Raw genomic sequence first — 13,956 nt, forward strand, 5'->3', positions numbered from 1 at the left:
CTTCAAGATTCAAGCCCCTCCCCCTCATAAAAAGAAAAAGAGAAAATAAAATAGAAAATCTAAACCTTTGAGACTCACTTGATAAATAAAGAGTAGCTTTGGTTATAAGTATATCCTTTAGGGACACACGAGAGGCTTTATCTTAAGTATGCAAGACCTTTGCAGAGACTTTTAGTCTCAAATAGCAAAGGCATAATAGAAGAGAGAATAGATTAAGACTTTGCATCTTCTACAATATTAATAATTGTGTTAGCTACGCGGCGAGCCGTTTTATCCAAAAATTCTGCAGGAGAGGTAAAGCCCACGCAAGAGCAGTTGATTTCACCTAGCACATATTTATCCTTGCCATTTGCATCAGTATCCAAAATAAAATCTGCTGTCCAAATGAGAGGCAAGTCATAATTCCCAAGCTTTGTTTTAATCTCTGGCAAATTATTAAGGAAGTATGTTACAAGCTCACTCCATTGCTCTGGCTTGTCATAGCGATATTTCGCACCGCTAAAGAGTGTTGCAGAGAATGCGTCCGCGCCTTCAGCTGGTTTTTTATGCACAACATAGATAGGGTCTTTATAAAGCATAAGGATTCGAATCTCGCCTTCTTTAATGCGAGGTAAGAATGTCATATCCACAAGCATACCATTATCGCCTTTGAGGTATTTCTCGCAAAAATCCATAAACTCGCCAAGTTTGTGCTCCTCTACGTGATTATCCACTGCTTCTGTGCAGCGAATTTCCGCATCAAGAGGCAATTCACTCACGCCTTGATATTTGCTAGGATCTTTAATTTGCACACGCCATATACCTTCGCCCGTTGAGCCACGATTTTGCTTTAGCACACGCTCACCCTTTGCCAATGTTTTTGGGAAGTTTTTCTTAAAGTCGTGCTCCCCACCCGCTTCCCATTTAACGCCAATTCTTTGCGCTTCTGCAGGGTCATAATATGCTAGAGTATCTGTTGGAACAAGCTCTGTATTGCGGAGCTTTGTCAAAGCATCCTTTGCTCCATAGCCTATCATCGCATCAGGGTGAGGCATACCAATCACGCCTGAGTCACAGAGTTTGCGTAGCACATCAAAATAGAGTTTTTCCTCTTTGAGATTGCCCGGATTCACACGAGACACATACGCATCAGCCGCACCCTTGACATATTCATAGATTTCATTTTTCTTTTTCTCATCTTTAAGAATCTCATCGGTGAAAAACACGACTTCCGCGCTCCAGCCGAGTTTTTTTAGATAGTCCATCATCGGCACAGTATCTTTTCTATGCCCATCTCTACCTTTATCGCTGCCGCCTACTGCCTCGAAAAACACAATATGCTTTTTCATAAATGCCTCCTGTTAAAAATTTAAATTCCCTTTGAATGTTACGTTAAAACTTCACAAGAAACCATAAAACACAAATTTTTTACTTTATTTTTTGATGATTCTAAAAGAATTTACCCATTTTATTACTTCACGCCATCAAAACGTCTCAAGCGCATAGAATTGAGCACAACAATCAGTGAGCTTAGACTCATAGATAATGCTGCAAAGAGCGGGATTACCAATCCTGCCATAGCAATAGGCACACTCAAAGCATTATAGCCAATGCTTAAAGCGATATTTTGCTTAATGGTGCTATATGTCCTGTGGGCGATTTCAAAGGCATTATGCAGGGTAGTAAGCTTATCATCGAGAATTATCACATCGCTACTCAAAATAGCAATATCGCTTCCCGCGCCCATAGAAATAGCAATATCGCTTTTGCTTAAAGCCGGTGTGTCATTAATGCCATCGCCTACCATCACAAGCGTTCTTGAGGGATTTTGCTGCTTATAGGATTCTATCCATTGTGCCTTTTGCAAGGGGGAAAGTGAGGAATGAAATGCCTTAATGCCTACCTTTGCGCTCACCTCCGCCACACTCTGCTCCCTATCTCCGCTTAATAAAACACTCTCTATCCCCCGTTTATGCAAGGATTCTATCAATGCTCGTGCGTGAGGTTTAGGCTCATCATAGAGTTCAAAAATCTCATAAAGCGTGTGTATATCGCCCTCTTGCACCCCAAAGCCAAATACCATACCCCCGCCAAGCTCTATTTGCGGCACACTAAAGCCTTTTTTGTGTAAAAAGTTAAGATTCCCTCCCACAAGTTGCAAAGTGCGGGAGTTAGAATCTACAAAAGTCGCGCTAATGCCTTGTGCGTCAAATTGTGTGAAATGCTCTAATGTAATTGCGGCAGTCCCTTTTAGCCTAGATTCTAAAAAATGCGCTATGCCTTCAGCCACCGGGTGCTTAGACAAACGCACAAAGGCAAGGAGGAGGGATTCATCATACTTACCTTGCAAATGGCATTTTTGCACTTTTGGTTCGCCAAGCGTTAGAGTGCCAGTTTTGTCAAACACTACAATGGTGGTTTTTGCAAGGCTTTCCAAGAATCTTGCCTCTTTAAATAACACATTTACAGCATAGCTCTTGCCTATCCCCACCACAGAGGCGATAGGGGTCGCTAAGGCTAAGGCACACGGACAGGCGATGATAATGACAGATATGGCAATCATAAGCGATATTTCCGCACCCACATTACCGATAAAAAACCAGCCTAGAAAGCATAGCAGGGCGAGACCTAGAATCACGCGGGAGAAGTATTGCGAGAGGCTATTGGCGAGATTTTGAATATATGGGCGGTGATTGAGCGAGGAGGAAACAAGCGCGATAATATGGCTCATAAGGCTTTGGCTAAATGCCTTAGAGGCGGTATAGAAAATTTGATGATTAAGATTCACATAGCCTGAAAGCACACTATCACCCTCTACGCATTCTAAGGGGAGAGATTCTCCGCTGATAGCTTTTGTATCAAAAAGCGCATTAGCAGAGCAAAGCACCCCATCAATAGCGATTTTCTCTCCCGCGCGGACGAGAATCTTATCGCCTAGTTGCACCGCCTCAGGCGCAACCTGCCTCATCGTGCCATCATCATTGCATACTTCAACGCTTGTAGGTAGGAGGTGATTAAGCTTATCGAGGCTATCGCCGGCATTTTTCCGTGCCCTCACTTCTAAAAACTTGCCAATGAGTACAAAGGTAATAATCATACTCACAGATTCAAAGTAAGTCTCCCCGCTCCGTGTGAGCGCGGCATAGATCGAATAGCCATAAGTGAGCGTAGAGCCTACCGCCACGAGCAAATCCATACCGATAAAGCCATTTTTCAGCCCATAATAGCTTGAGCGGTAAAACACCCAGCCCGAGTAAAAAAGTGCAGGAGTGCAGAGGACAAAGGAAGCAAGATTCAAAATATCTTTTGCATCTGCTTGTATACCCAAAAAATACCCGCTGTATTGGGCGATGGCGACCCACATAATATTCATCGTGCAAAAGAGTGCCACAATCACGCGCATATAGTATTCTTTCATCTGCGCTTTATTTTGGCTTTCTTGAATCCTGCTATCATACACATATGCGCTATATCCTATGCTTTCAATCCTCTCTATAATCGCGCTTAAGGGGATTTGTGTGCTATCCCAAATTATTGTTGCCTTATTATTCGTGTAGTTAATCGCCGCGCTCTGCACGCCCTGCGTATCAAGCAAAATCTTTTCATTGAGCCACACACACGCTGCGCAGTGGATCCCACTGATGATTAAATGCACCTCATACAGCCCTGTATCATCTACTTTATGAGCGTATTTTTGCATAAAAGATTCTGTGTCAAAGTGCGCTAAATCACTCTTATGAAGCTCTGGCGGGGTGAGGGGACGACTAAGCTTATCATAAAAGCTTGTAAGGGCAGCGTCTTGGAGGAGGAAATATACATTTTCACAGCCATTGCAACAGAAATGCAGCTCCTCGCCCTTTTCATTATGCCGTGTGAAAAGCGCGGAGGGTTCGTATTCAAGCTGACAATGAGAGCAATGCATTTAGCACTCTGCTAATTCATTATACAGAGAATCTCGCTCTATGGGGATAAATCCCGCATCTTTAATTTGGCAGACTAGTTCATTTTTGCTTAAACCGCTCTTGCTTTTCGCACCTGCGGCGGATTGTATGCTTTCTAATTGTATTGTGCCATCCATATCATCAGCACCAAATTCCTGTGCGACAATGGCGAGATTTAGCCCTAAAGTCGCCCAATACGCCTTGATATGCGGGATATTATAAAGTAGGATTCGCGCTATGCTTATGGTTTTTAGAATCTCCTGTCCGCTAGGGAAGGTGCTCACATTAAGAAAGTTATTCTCACGTTGATAAAGCAGCGGGATAAAGGCATTAAATCCGCCTTGTTTTTGTGTTACCTGCTCACTTTGAGCCTGTGCATCACGCAATCGTAATATGTGGTCGATTCTATGTTCTCTCTGCTCGATATGCCCAAAGAGCATTGTTGCGTTACTCATCTTGCCCAAATTGTGCCAATATTGGTGGATTTCAAGCCATCTTTGTGAGCTTACCTTGCCCTTGCAGATGTAGGAGCGCACCTTTTCATCAAAGACTTCCGCCCCGCCTCCGGGCATAGAATCTACTCCCGCTTGAGCCATATCCTCTAGCACTCTTTTATAACCCCTTTTAGAGATTCTATCTAAATAATCCACCTCTGCGGCAGTAAGGGCTTTTAAATGAATGTGAGGTAGGGCTTTTTTGACTTCTCTAAAGAGTTCAAAATACCACTCATACGTGTAGTTGGGATTGTGGCTTGAGACGATGTGCAGCTCCTTTGCGCCATTTTCATAGGCTTTGTGTGCCAGTGAGAGAATCTCATCAATCCCCATAGAATAGGGATTAGGATTCTTGCGTGAGGCAGAAAATGCGCAGAATTTGCATACATCGGCGCAAATGTTGCTTGGGTTGATGTGGCGGTTGTTATTAAAAAATACCTTTTTGCCATAGAGCTTAGTACGTATGCTTTGAGCTGCTTGGGCTAGGGTAAAAATATCATAATCATAGAGTTTGCTTAGCTCCTTTGCATCTAAATGCGCCTCCTGTGCTAAAGCCCTTTGTAGTAAGTCCATTCCTGCTCCTTGTATGAAATCTTTATAGAATCTGTGTTGATTGTCTTAACCATAAGTAATATAAAAAACGCATTCTATAATATGAAGTCTTAGAAATTCTTTTACATTGGGTTATGCACTCTATTGGGGTTAAGGCAAAATGGAGGATATTACTGAAACTTGCTTATCTCCTTTTGTGCACCACCCTTTTTGCGATTAATGCTTGATGTTTCCCCAAGCGTTTTATTATCTTTGTCTGCCTTTCCCTAAAACTTAGCCAATTAAAGCTCCCCATAATCATAAATGCACTATTACAAATACAAATCTTAGAATGATCTTATCTATTTTAGTGAAAAAATATTGCGGATATTGGCTTTTCAATGCATCAAAAATTGCTTGTGATTTTTCATCTATGCTGACCTTATCAAAGCGATTTCTAGGCTTTAAGCCATATTTAATGATTACTTTTACCCCACGCGCAAGGGCAGATTCTATAATTTCTATATGCTAGATATTCTAAGGTTTTCAAAACTTGTAAGAATCCTACCATACTAAGCACAGCATAGAAATGCCTTTAAGTAAAAAATGGCTATAATGCTAAGCTTAAATGCAGCATTGAGCTAAGAATATTTAGTGTTGTAGGGTATCGCAAACGATGATGTAAAGAGATGGCTTAGAAATGGGAGATAAAATGCAAACCTTTAATTTTAGCTTACTTGATAGTGCAGGTTTCAAAGAAGATTCTGTGCGAGAATTTATCATTTCTCCGCTTTTAAAGGCTTTGGGTTTTGTATTAAAAATCAAAAATGCAAACAAGCTAGAAATGGCTTTGTCTGCGCCACTTTCAAAGCCTACTATCACAGGAAGCAATGAGAAAATCACTTTTACTCGTTTTCCTGATTATGTTTTGTATTTGGATAAAAAGGCTTATTGTGTGCTAGATGCAAAAGCTCCAAGCGTAAAAGTAGATATGCAAAGCAAAGCCGAAAGACAAGCTTTTTACTATGCGATAAATGCTGAACTCAAAGCTCCATATTATGCACTTTGTAATGGCAAAAATTTTAATCTTTTTGAGACAAATGGACAAAATTTGCTTTATGGCTTTGTATGTGAAGAGCTTTTTGAAAATGACTTTGACAATGACAAATTCAAGCTTTTAAAGCAAGTTTTAAGCACGGGCTTATCCTCTTTAAAGCAAGATTTACAAACACAAAGCGTAAGAGTAAAAAAGCCCGATAGTTGGTATTTAAGCAGGAAATTACCAAAGGCAATTTTAAAGCCTCAAAAGAGGAAAAAAGCAAGGCATTTTGGCTGCACGGCATATTTTACGAGGCAAAGCTGGGATATTGTAACCCAAAATATCAAAAACTTCACCGATGAGGGTGATGTGGTGCTAGATAGCTTTGGAGGCAGTGGAGTAACGGCGATTGAGGCGATGATGAATGGACGCTTGGGAATCCACACAGATTTAAATCCGCTTAGTATTTTTATGGTAAAAGCCCTATCTGCAAAGGTGGATTTAAGCGAACTCTATGACCTAAGCGAAGAAATTATCGCAGAATTTGAATCTCTAAAACCCAAAAACGAAAAAGAAGCTAAAGCTATTCTAAAAAATGTAAGTTATTATCCAAATGCCATAGATTCTGAGTTTGGAGAAGTGGCTACACAAAAGCAACAAGATTCTATGTTATGGATTCCTAAAGATGAGATTCTGCCAAAGGGTAGCGATGTAGAATCTGTGCTGAGGCTTTTTAGCAACACTCAACTTGCAGAACTCGCCCTTTTACGAAAGCTTATTTTCAAACACACCACACCAAGTGGAAGCAAAGAGAGCAGAATCCACAAAAGAAATATGCGCTATGCGCTAATATTGGCGTTTTATAATACTTTGAGTATGTGTAACCTTACTTTTCACGAGACCCCAAGAGGTGGTGGAGTTAGTGGCATTTATACTTATTATCGCTACCGCATTGCGCCAAATCCAGCAAAACATCAAATTGCTAACATTCTTTAGAGGCAAAATTAATCGTGTTCGTAGGGGCAAGCTAGAGTTGGGAGATGAAAGAGATTTATTTTACCAAAGCTATTTTTATCCCTTACAACGCGTGATTAAGAACTTTAGTGGAAGTCTCATATCTCAAAGAGAAAATGTAGAGAATACAGATTCTTTGCTAGAGAAAACCAATGGAGAAAAAATCTTTCAAGCAGACGCTACGAATCTCAAAGAGATAGAATCTGAAAGCGTGGATTTCATCTACACCGACCCACCCTATGGGGCGAAGATTCCTTATTTAGACCTTAGCACAATGTGGAATGTATGGCTTGATTTGCCTGTGGATTCTAGCTTGAAAGAAAAAGAGTGTATAGAAAAAGGAAGTTTAGAGAAAAGCAAATACGAATATTATGATTTGATGAAGCAGTCCCTAAAAGAAACGTATCGTGTGCTGAAGTGGAATCGTTGGCTTGCCTTTGTTTTTCAACATCAAGACCCAAAACTTTTTCAAATCTTAATAGAATCTGCCGAAAATGTAGGTTTTGAGTATGTCGGCAGTGTGCCACAAGATAATGGACAAGCAAGCTTTAAAAAAGTGCAAAATCCTACGCGTGTGCTAAAAGGGCAGCTTATTATTTATTTTAAAAAAATAGATAATCCAAAGACTAGAACCAAGTTAGAAGCGGGAGAGCAGAGCCTAGAGCAAATGTATAAAGATGTGGAAAAAATTATTGTAGATAATAATGGTACAAGTTTAGAATCTATCCACGCTCATCTTGTAAAAATGGCGATTGAAGGCGGATACTATGAGCTTATGGGGAAATTTGAAAATGTGATTTTGCTTATTAATGAACGCTTTGACTATGAGCCAAATTCTAAGCTTTATCATATACGCGATGAGGCGAGTATTTTAAACTATGGGATTCCAATAGAGGAGAGGGCGAGGTATTATATTTTAGGAGAACTCACAAAAGCACAAAAAGAAAATAGGGGTGTAGAGCTTGATAAGCTTTGTTTGCATATTTTACCTTTACTTAAGAATGGAATCCAAGCCAATAACAAGCTTATCAAAGAGATTCTCAATGAAATTGCTGACGAGGACAAAGAAACGGGCGAGTGGAGATTGAAAGATAAAAAAGGCACACAGGGAAGTTTATTTTAAGGCAGATTCTATATTTGCCACCTCATTAGCACTTAAAGTTTTAGGCTCATTCATCTTTCTTAGTAGATTGGGAATTTGCACATTATGGCTTTTAAGCGATTCTAATGCTTTATTTCTCTTCCATAGAATCTCCTCGATTTGATAATCGTGTGAAATCTTATATATTGTGCCTTTAGAATGTGATTTTTCAAAATCTAAAGCATTATATTTTATCAAGTTTGATAGTTGGCAAAGCCCCATCTTTATGGGCTACTTTTTTGCTTATCGGCATTATTTTGTGTTATCTCATCATTTTGAGAATGTGGTAAAAGTGTAAAAATACGCTCATCGTTATTTACTTATCTCCTTACATATTCTTTAAAATGCTGATTCTAGCATTTTGCTATGTGGATATATTTTAGAATATAGAAAATCTTTTGCTATAGAGGAGAAGCTAGATTATAATAATGTCAACAAGAAGAGGCTCTCACAAAGGAGAGCCTAGAGGGGGAGAGGGAATTAATGCACTTGGCTCCAAATGCGTCTTTTCCACAAGTATGCAAGCACGCTCATCACCGCAAAGAAAATCATCAAATACACGCCTAAATGCTCACGCTCAGCCTTTTTAGCATCGCCAATAGATTCTAAATATGCAATAACACGTTCTTGCGCTTCTTGCGTCAAGCCCACACGCGGCATAGAAAGTCCCACAGGCATTACACCAAGCTCTTTAGCAAGATTGCTATAATCGCGCTCATCTTGCCAATCGCTCTTTTTGTCATTGCTTGTTGGCAATGCGCCTTCTTTTTGAATAATCGCCTCTTGTATCGCCTTGTAAGATACCTTTTGAGGGTCATTAATGAAATATTCCAAATAATGCACACCCTTGCTGCGAATCATCATAGACAAATCCGGCGCAGTAGAGCCAAGATATACATTGAGGCTTTCGGGTGTAGTGTGAGAAGCCACTTTGTCATATTTCATCGTGTGGCAGCGAGAACAAGCATTGAGGAATACTGCTTTATCTGTGAGCTTTTCTTCAAGCGTAGCGATTTGCTTTTGCTTTTGTTCATTAGAGACATCGGCTTTTTCAATCGCCTCTTTTTTAGTAGCAAACTCTTCGGATTCTAACACTTGTTTTTTAAGCGCGATAGCACCTATTGACTTAAGATAAGCCACCATATCGGCTACTTCTTGATTCGCATCTACATTGCCAAAGTATTGCACCATTGGGAAGTCGCCATTAGGGAACTTATGGGCAAGATGAAGTGTATTGACAGGATCAAGAATCAAGTTTGCCAAAAATTTTTCATTATAGATAGCGCCTGCCGTGGAAAGGTCAGGTGTAAAGACGGTGGCTTCTTTATTATCGCGGAAATACATTGCCATATTTCCACCTTCAATACCCACATCTTTAAGCGAGTGGCAAGAGGCACAATTAGTCTCTACAAGTGTCTTTCCACGCTCTGCATCGCCTTTGCTTACATCAATGTCTTGCAAATCTTTGAACTCAAAATCAGCCTTAGCTACTTCAGGGTGGAAAATAGAATGTGCCAATGGCTCTACACCCCAATACAGCACACCCACAATGACTACGATAATGGCTAAAATTTTTATCTCTTTCATTTTAGTGTGCTCCTTTCTTGTTTTCAATGATGGTTACAATTGGTAATGCTACAAATACAAGAAATAAGAATCCAATAGAAGCAACAAAACCAATAAAGTTATTTATCCCTTCAGGAGGAAGCTTACCAAAGATAGTAAGCACAACCATATCAATAATAAGCAGACAATACCACACAAAATAACCCGGGCGTTTATGTGCAGGAGCAATTCTAGGGCTTCTATCTAGCCAAGGCAAGAATAAAAATGCTACTTGTGCGATACCAAAAGCAATAAGCCCAAGGTCAGCACTGAAGAAAAATCCGCGTAATACCTCATAGCTCCACAAGAAATACCATTCAGGGTAAATATGAGCAGGGGTTTTGAGATTATTTGCGGGGTCAAAGTTAATAGGATCCATTGCAAAATCAAAGTGGAAGCACACTAAATAAAAGAATCCTATCATAAACAGACATACTACAAAAATATCTTTTGAAAGGAATACAGGCCAGAAAGGAATGACTTTAGATTCTTTCTTTTTGCCCTCTTCATATTTTTTTGCCTCTGCTTCATAATCGATATGCTCACCATCTTCATTATTTACGTGGGGCATTCTCAATGTATAAAAATGCAGTGCAATCACTCCAAGAATCACGATAGGCAAAAGGCATACGTGAAGCATAAAGAAACGTGTTAGTGTAGAATCTGCCACGACGAAGTTACCACGCACCCATTCTACCACATCAGGACCAATTACAGGAATACCGCCAAAAAGATTGGTAATCACAGCAGCCGCCCAATAGCTCATTTGCCCCCAAGGAAGCATATAGCCGCTAAAAGCCTCTGCAGAGAAAAGCACAAAAAGTAGCATACCGCCAATCCATACCATCTCACGCCCTCTTTTAAACGAGCCATAATAAATAGCCACAAACATATGGATATAAATAATGAGGAATATCATACTTGCAGCCACTGCGTGGATATGTCGCCATAACCAGCCAAATGCCACCTCAGTCATAATTGTTTGATTCACACTATCAAAAGCTAGATTCACATCAGGCTTGTAATAGGATAAAAGAAAGAATCCAGACACCACAAGTAAAGCAAATAATGTGAGTAGCACTACACCCATCGCCCACAAGAAGTTGATGTTTTTGGGAATCCAATATTTAGTCATCATCACTTCTAAGAATTTTTTGATAGCAAGGCGTTGGTCTAGCCAATCCACCAAGCCTTCAGCTTTTTTCACTTCCATATTGTCTCCTTACGCCTTTTTTGTTTCAAAAAGGGCTTTGTATTCCTGCCCCTCTTCACCTAATACCATTTTTGTCCCATCAATCTTAAACGGCGGAATATCCATAGGACGAGGTGGTGGAGTCCCAGCCTCATTCACACCAGAAGCGTTAAATCGTCCCCCGTGGCACGCACAAGCAAATTCCTGCGTTCCTTGATTGAATCCGGGGATACAACCTAAATGGGTGCAAATTTGAATCCCTACTGTGTAAATCGCACCATTTACTTCAAAGTCTCTACCCTCTGTCTTTTGGCTACCTGCTACCTTTTTAAGAATATATACAGGCTTTCCTCTCCATTCCACCGTTTGAAGCACACCTTCTTGCAATGCGCTTAAATCAAATGTCGTGAATCCAGCCGATACAACACTAGGCAATGGGTCCCAAGAACGCTTCATAGCATACAGAGAAGCGAGTGTGCCCACAGCAGCAAGGCCACCTAGAGCCATTCCTAAAAAATCGCGTCTTTTTGCGTCTTGCATCTTTTCTCCTTATCTTTTTGTGTAGATTCTAAAAAAACTTGTTATCGTATGAAAAAAAGGCTTAAATATTGTTTATTTTTGTTAAAGTTTTTGTTTATTTTTAACTATGTTATAATGTGCAACATCGAAATTTCAATCAAGTTTAAGGATACAAATGGACGCTTTTGTGCAAGAAGGCACACGATTTATACAAAAGCAATTTGAAAAACGTGGGTTCAAAAAAGCCATTTTGGGCTTAAGCGGTGGGGTGGATTCCGCGGTAGTGGCATTTTTAGCAGTTATAGCATTGGGGAAAGACAATGTCCGTGCATTGCTTATGCCCTCCCTTAGCTCGCATCATACACATTTTGATGATGCCCTCTCTTTGACACAATTTTTAGACATTGATAGTAAAATCATTCAGTTAAGCCCATTTCAAAAAAGCTTCGCACAAGAGGAGGGTATGGAGCTAGATAGATTGATGAGTAAGCTTGATAGTCTGCAGAAAATGCGTATGGGGAATTTCTGCGCAAGAATGCGTATGGCATTCCTCTATGATGGTGCGAGTGCGGATAATGCCCTTGTCTTAGGTACAAGCAATAAGAGCGAGATTCTTTTAGGCTATGGGACGATTTTTGGGGATTTAGCCTGTGCGATTAATCCTATTGGTGGGCTTTATAAGACAGAGGTGTTTGCCCTCGCGCAAATGCTTGGAGTGCCTCAACATATCATTAGCAAAAAGCCTAGTGCGGATTTGCTTTTTAATCAAAGTGATGAAGCGGATTTAGGATACAGCTATGAATGTATTGATACCTTTTTACGCGCTCTTAGCGATATGGGCGGCATAGACATAGATATAGAATCTCGCGAGGAGATAAAAAATATTTTATGCAAAAAGGGCTTTGAAGCTAATATGGTAGAATCCTTATGTGCGCGTGTGTGGAACAATGCCTTTAAGCGCACAATGCCTACGATATTTCATTATAGAGAATGCAATGCGGTGGATTGATAGTTATTTTTATAACCCAAATATATGGCAAAAGTGCTTAAGTATCACGCTTTTACCTGTTTCATTGCTGTATGGGATATGTGCTTTGATAAGACGTAAATGTGGAAAATTCTATGATTTTTCCCTGCCGATTGTGAGCTTGGGGAATCTCGTCGTAGGGGGCAGCGGCAAAACGCCTTTTATTATCGAAACAGCAAGGCATTTTGAAAAAGTAGCAATTGTCTCAAGGGGCTATAAACGTGCTTCAAAAGGACTTGTAGTCGTGAGTGAATGGGGGGAGATTCGCGTCTCACAATTAGAATCTGGCGATGAACCATATCTCCTTGCAAGGGAGCTAAAAAACGCGAGTGTTATCGTATGCAAAGATAGAAAAAAAGCCATAGAAAAAGCCAAGCAAATGGGCGCAAAAGTCGTGTTTTTAGATGATGGATTCCGCTTTGCTTTTAAAAAGCTTAATATCGTGCTTATACCGCTTTTGAAGCCTTATTTTTCCCTCTGTCTGCCAAGCGGTATGTATCGCGAGATTCCAAGTGCCTATAAAGCGGCAGATATTCTTGTGCGCGAGGGGATAGACTATACGCGGGAGGTGAATATAGAATCCCCAAGTCAGAGAATGCTGCTTTTAACCGCTATTGCCAATCCCGCGCGACTTGATGAATTTTTGCCCGATGTGGTGGGTAAGATTACACTAAGTGATCACGCGCGATTTGACAAGGCATTTTTAGAACAAGCCATCAGTCAATACAATGCCACAAGTTTGCTTGTAACGAGCAAAGATGAGGTAAAATTGCTTGATTATGGGCTGCCTCTAAGCATGATGAGGCTAAAACTCACAATAAAGCCTGATATTTTAGAAAGTATAAGGACATATATAGAATGTTTTGATAGCCCTGTGGATTTGCAGGATTCTAAACCCAATCAAAAGGAGAGAGTATGAGATTACAAAATGGAGATAAAGCACCGTTTTTTAGATTGCCAAGTGCCGATGGAATAGAGATTGCCTTGCAAGATTTATTAAGCAAGAAGGTTGTTGTATATTTTTATCCTAAGGACAATACGCCCGGCTGCACTATTGAAGCAGAGGAGTTTAGCGCATTACTTGAAGAGTTTAGTGCGAAAAATGCCATAATCGTAGGCATTAGCCCTGATAGTCCTAAATGCCATAAAAATTTTATTGATAAAAAATCGCTCAAAGTGCTTTTGTTAAGCGATAGTGATAAAAGCGTGGCAAGCTCTTATGGTGCGTATGGCACAAAAATGATGTATGGCAAGGAAGTGCAGGGCATTATCCGCAGCACTTTTATCATCAATCAAAATGGCTTGATAGAACAAAGCTTTTATAATGTCCGCGCCAAAGGACACGCTCAAAAGGTATTAGAGAGTTTATAGGTAAATAGGCAATGGCATTGCAAATGCACTTCTTAGATGCTTTTTTGTCTCATTTTTATAGGGGAAAGCATTGAGATTACTTAATGCCTTGTATTAGGAGAAA

12 protein-coding genes are annotated in these 13,956 nt (G+C 40.3%); 5 read left to right on the forward strand and 7 right to left on the reverse strand.

Features of this window, described 5'->3' with window-relative positions; genetic code table 11:
• Positions 1–212 precede the first annotated feature (212 nt).
• The 3 genes from V3I05_RS05855 to mqnE all read right to left on the reverse strand — a co-directional run bounded on the left by V3I05_RS05855 (position 213) and on the right by mqnE (position 4,987).
• Positions 213–1,328: a Cj0069 family protein gene (locus tag V3I05_RS05855; protein WP_300449601.1), complete on the reverse strand. Its 1,116-nt coding sequence runs from the start codon at positions 1,326–1,328 to the stop codon at positions 213–215.
• Positions 1,329–1,450: 122 nt separating this feature from the next.
• Positions 1,451–3,901 (reverse strand): heavy metal translocating P-type ATPase, encoded by a 2,451-nt coding sequence (locus tag V3I05_RS05860; RefSeq protein WP_343352945.1) that lies wholly within the window; start codon positions 3,899–3,901, stop codon positions 1,451–1,453.
• The gene (gene mqnE, locus V3I05_RS05865) at positions 3,902–4,987 is read right to left on the reverse strand and encodes an aminofutalosine synthase MqnE (protein WP_300733111.1); all 1,086 of its coding nucleotides are present in this window, start codon (positions 4,985–4,987) and stop codon (positions 3,902–3,904) included.
• A gap of 670 nt (positions 4,988–5,657) precedes the next feature.
• On the opposite strand from mqnE, the gene V3I05_RS05870 reads away from it, so the two are divergent.
• Positions 5,658–6,980: a DNA methyltransferase gene (locus V3I05_RS05870; protein WP_343352948.1), complete on the forward strand. Its 1,323-nt coding sequence runs from the start codon at positions 5,658–5,660 to the stop codon at positions 6,978–6,980.
• Complete coding sequence (locus V3I05_RS05875; protein ID WP_343352949.1) at positions 6,907–8,121, forward strand: hypothetical protein; 1,215 nt, start codon at positions 6,907–6,909, stop codon at positions 8,119–8,121. The genes V3I05_RS05870 and V3I05_RS05875 overlap by 74 nt, the downstream gene beginning before the upstream one ends.
• Here V3I05_RS05875 and V3I05_RS05880 read toward each other — a convergent pair.
• The 4 genes from V3I05_RS05880 to petA form a co-directional block, all read right to left on the reverse strand.
• A complete protein-coding gene (locus V3I05_RS05880; protein ID WP_343352951.1) occupies positions 8,113–8,361 on the reverse strand; it encodes a hypothetical protein in 249 nt (82 codons plus the stop codon). The two genes, V3I05_RS05875 and V3I05_RS05880, sit on opposite strands and share 9 nt — an antisense overlap.
• A gap of 258 nt (positions 8,362–8,619) precedes the next feature.
• Positions 8,620–9,726: a c-type cytochrome gene (locus tag V3I05_RS05885; protein ID WP_343352952.1), complete on the reverse strand. Its 1,107-nt coding sequence runs from the start codon at positions 9,724–9,726 to the stop codon at positions 8,620–8,622.
• Position 9,727: 1 nt separating this feature from the next.
• On the reverse strand, positions 9,728–10,957 hold the full coding sequence (locus tag V3I05_RS05890) for a cytochrome bc complex cytochrome b subunit (RefSeq protein ID WP_343352953.1): 1,230 nt from the start codon (positions 10,955–10,957) through the stop codon (positions 9,728–9,730).
• Positions 10,958–10,966: 9 nt separating this feature from the next.
• Positions 10,967–11,476 (reverse strand): ubiquinol-cytochrome c reductase iron-sulfur subunit, encoded by a 510-nt coding sequence (gene petA, locus V3I05_RS05895; protein WP_343352955.1) that lies wholly within the window; start codon positions 11,474–11,476, stop codon positions 10,967–10,969.
• A 154-nt stretch (positions 11,477–11,630) separates the two neighbouring features.
• Between petA and V3I05_RS05900 the strand changes: the two genes are divergently transcribed.
• The 3 genes from V3I05_RS05900 to bcp are packed head-to-tail and all read left to right on the forward strand — an operon-like array spanning position 11,631 to position 13,853.
• Positions 11,631–12,464 carry an NAD+ synthase gene (locus V3I05_RS05900; RefSeq protein ID WP_343352956.1) on the forward strand — a complete coding sequence of 278 codons (834 nt, stop codon included), beginning with the start codon at positions 11,631–11,633 and terminating at the stop codon, positions 12,462–12,464.
• Complete coding sequence (locus tag V3I05_RS05905) at positions 12,451–13,401, forward strand: tetraacyldisaccharide 4'-kinase (protein WP_343352958.1); 951 nt, start codon at positions 12,451–12,453, stop codon at positions 13,399–13,401. The genes V3I05_RS05900 and V3I05_RS05905 overlap by 14 nt, the downstream gene beginning before the upstream one ends.
• Positions 13,398–13,853, forward strand: coding sequence for a thioredoxin-dependent thiol peroxidase (bcp, locus tag V3I05_RS05910; RefSeq protein WP_295698854.1), 456 nt, complete (start codon positions 13,398–13,400; stop codon positions 13,851–13,853). The genes V3I05_RS05905 and bcp overlap by 4 nt, the downstream gene beginning before the upstream one ends.
• The last annotated feature ends 103 nt before the right edge of the window (positions 13,854–13,956 follow it).

Source organism: Helicobacter mastomyrinus, assembly GCF_039555295.1.
Lineage (GTDB): Bacteria > Campylobacterota > Campylobacteria > Campylobacterales > Helicobacteraceae > Helicobacter_C > Helicobacter_C mastomyrinus.

What these genes read in the sequence shown, in the direction of transcription:
- V3I05_RS05880 (WP_343352951.1), bottom strand. Translation starts at nt 8,361, where the DNA reads ATGGGGCTTTGCCAACTATCAAACTTGATAAAATATAATGCTTTAGAT.
- V3I05_RS05905 (WP_343352958.1), top strand. Translation starts at nt 12,451, where the DNA reads ATGCGGTGGATTGATAGTTATTTTTATAACCCAAATATATGGCAAAAG.
- V3I05_RS05860 (WP_343352945.1), bottom strand. Translation starts at nt 3,901, where the DNA reads ATGCATTGCTCTCATTGTCAGCTTGAATACGAACCCTCCGCGCTTTTC.
- V3I05_RS05885 (WP_343352952.1), bottom strand. Translation starts at nt 9,726, where the DNA reads ATGAAAGAGATAAAAATTTTAGCCATTATCGTAGTCATTGTGGGTGTG.
- V3I05_RS05900 (WP_343352956.1), top strand. Translation starts at nt 11,631, where the DNA reads ATGGACGCTTTTGTGCAAGAAGGCACACGATTTATACAAAAGCAATTT.
- bcp (WP_295698854.1), top strand. Translation starts at nt 13,398, where the DNA reads ATGAGATTACAAAATGGAGATAAAGCACCGTTTTTTAGATTGCCAAGT.
- V3I05_RS05870 (WP_343352948.1), top strand. Translation starts at nt 5,658, where the DNA reads ATGCAAACCTTTAATTTTAGCTTACTTGATAGTGCAGGTTTCAAAGAA.
- V3I05_RS05890 (WP_343352953.1), bottom strand. Translation starts at nt 10,957, where the DNA reads ATGGAAGTGAAAAAAGCTGAAGGCTTGGTGGATTGGCTAGACCAACGC.
- mqnE (WP_300733111.1), bottom strand. Translation starts at nt 4,987, where the DNA reads ATGGACTTACTACAAAGGGCTTTAGCACAGGAGGCGCATTTAGATGCA.
- V3I05_RS05855 (WP_300449601.1), bottom strand. Translation starts at nt 1,328, where the DNA reads ATGAAAAAGCATATTGTGTTTTTCGAGGCAGTAGGCGGCAGCGATAAA.
- petA (WP_343352955.1), bottom strand. Translation starts at nt 11,476, where the DNA reads ATGCAAGACGCAAAAAGACGCGATTTTTTAGGAATGGCTCTAGGTGGC.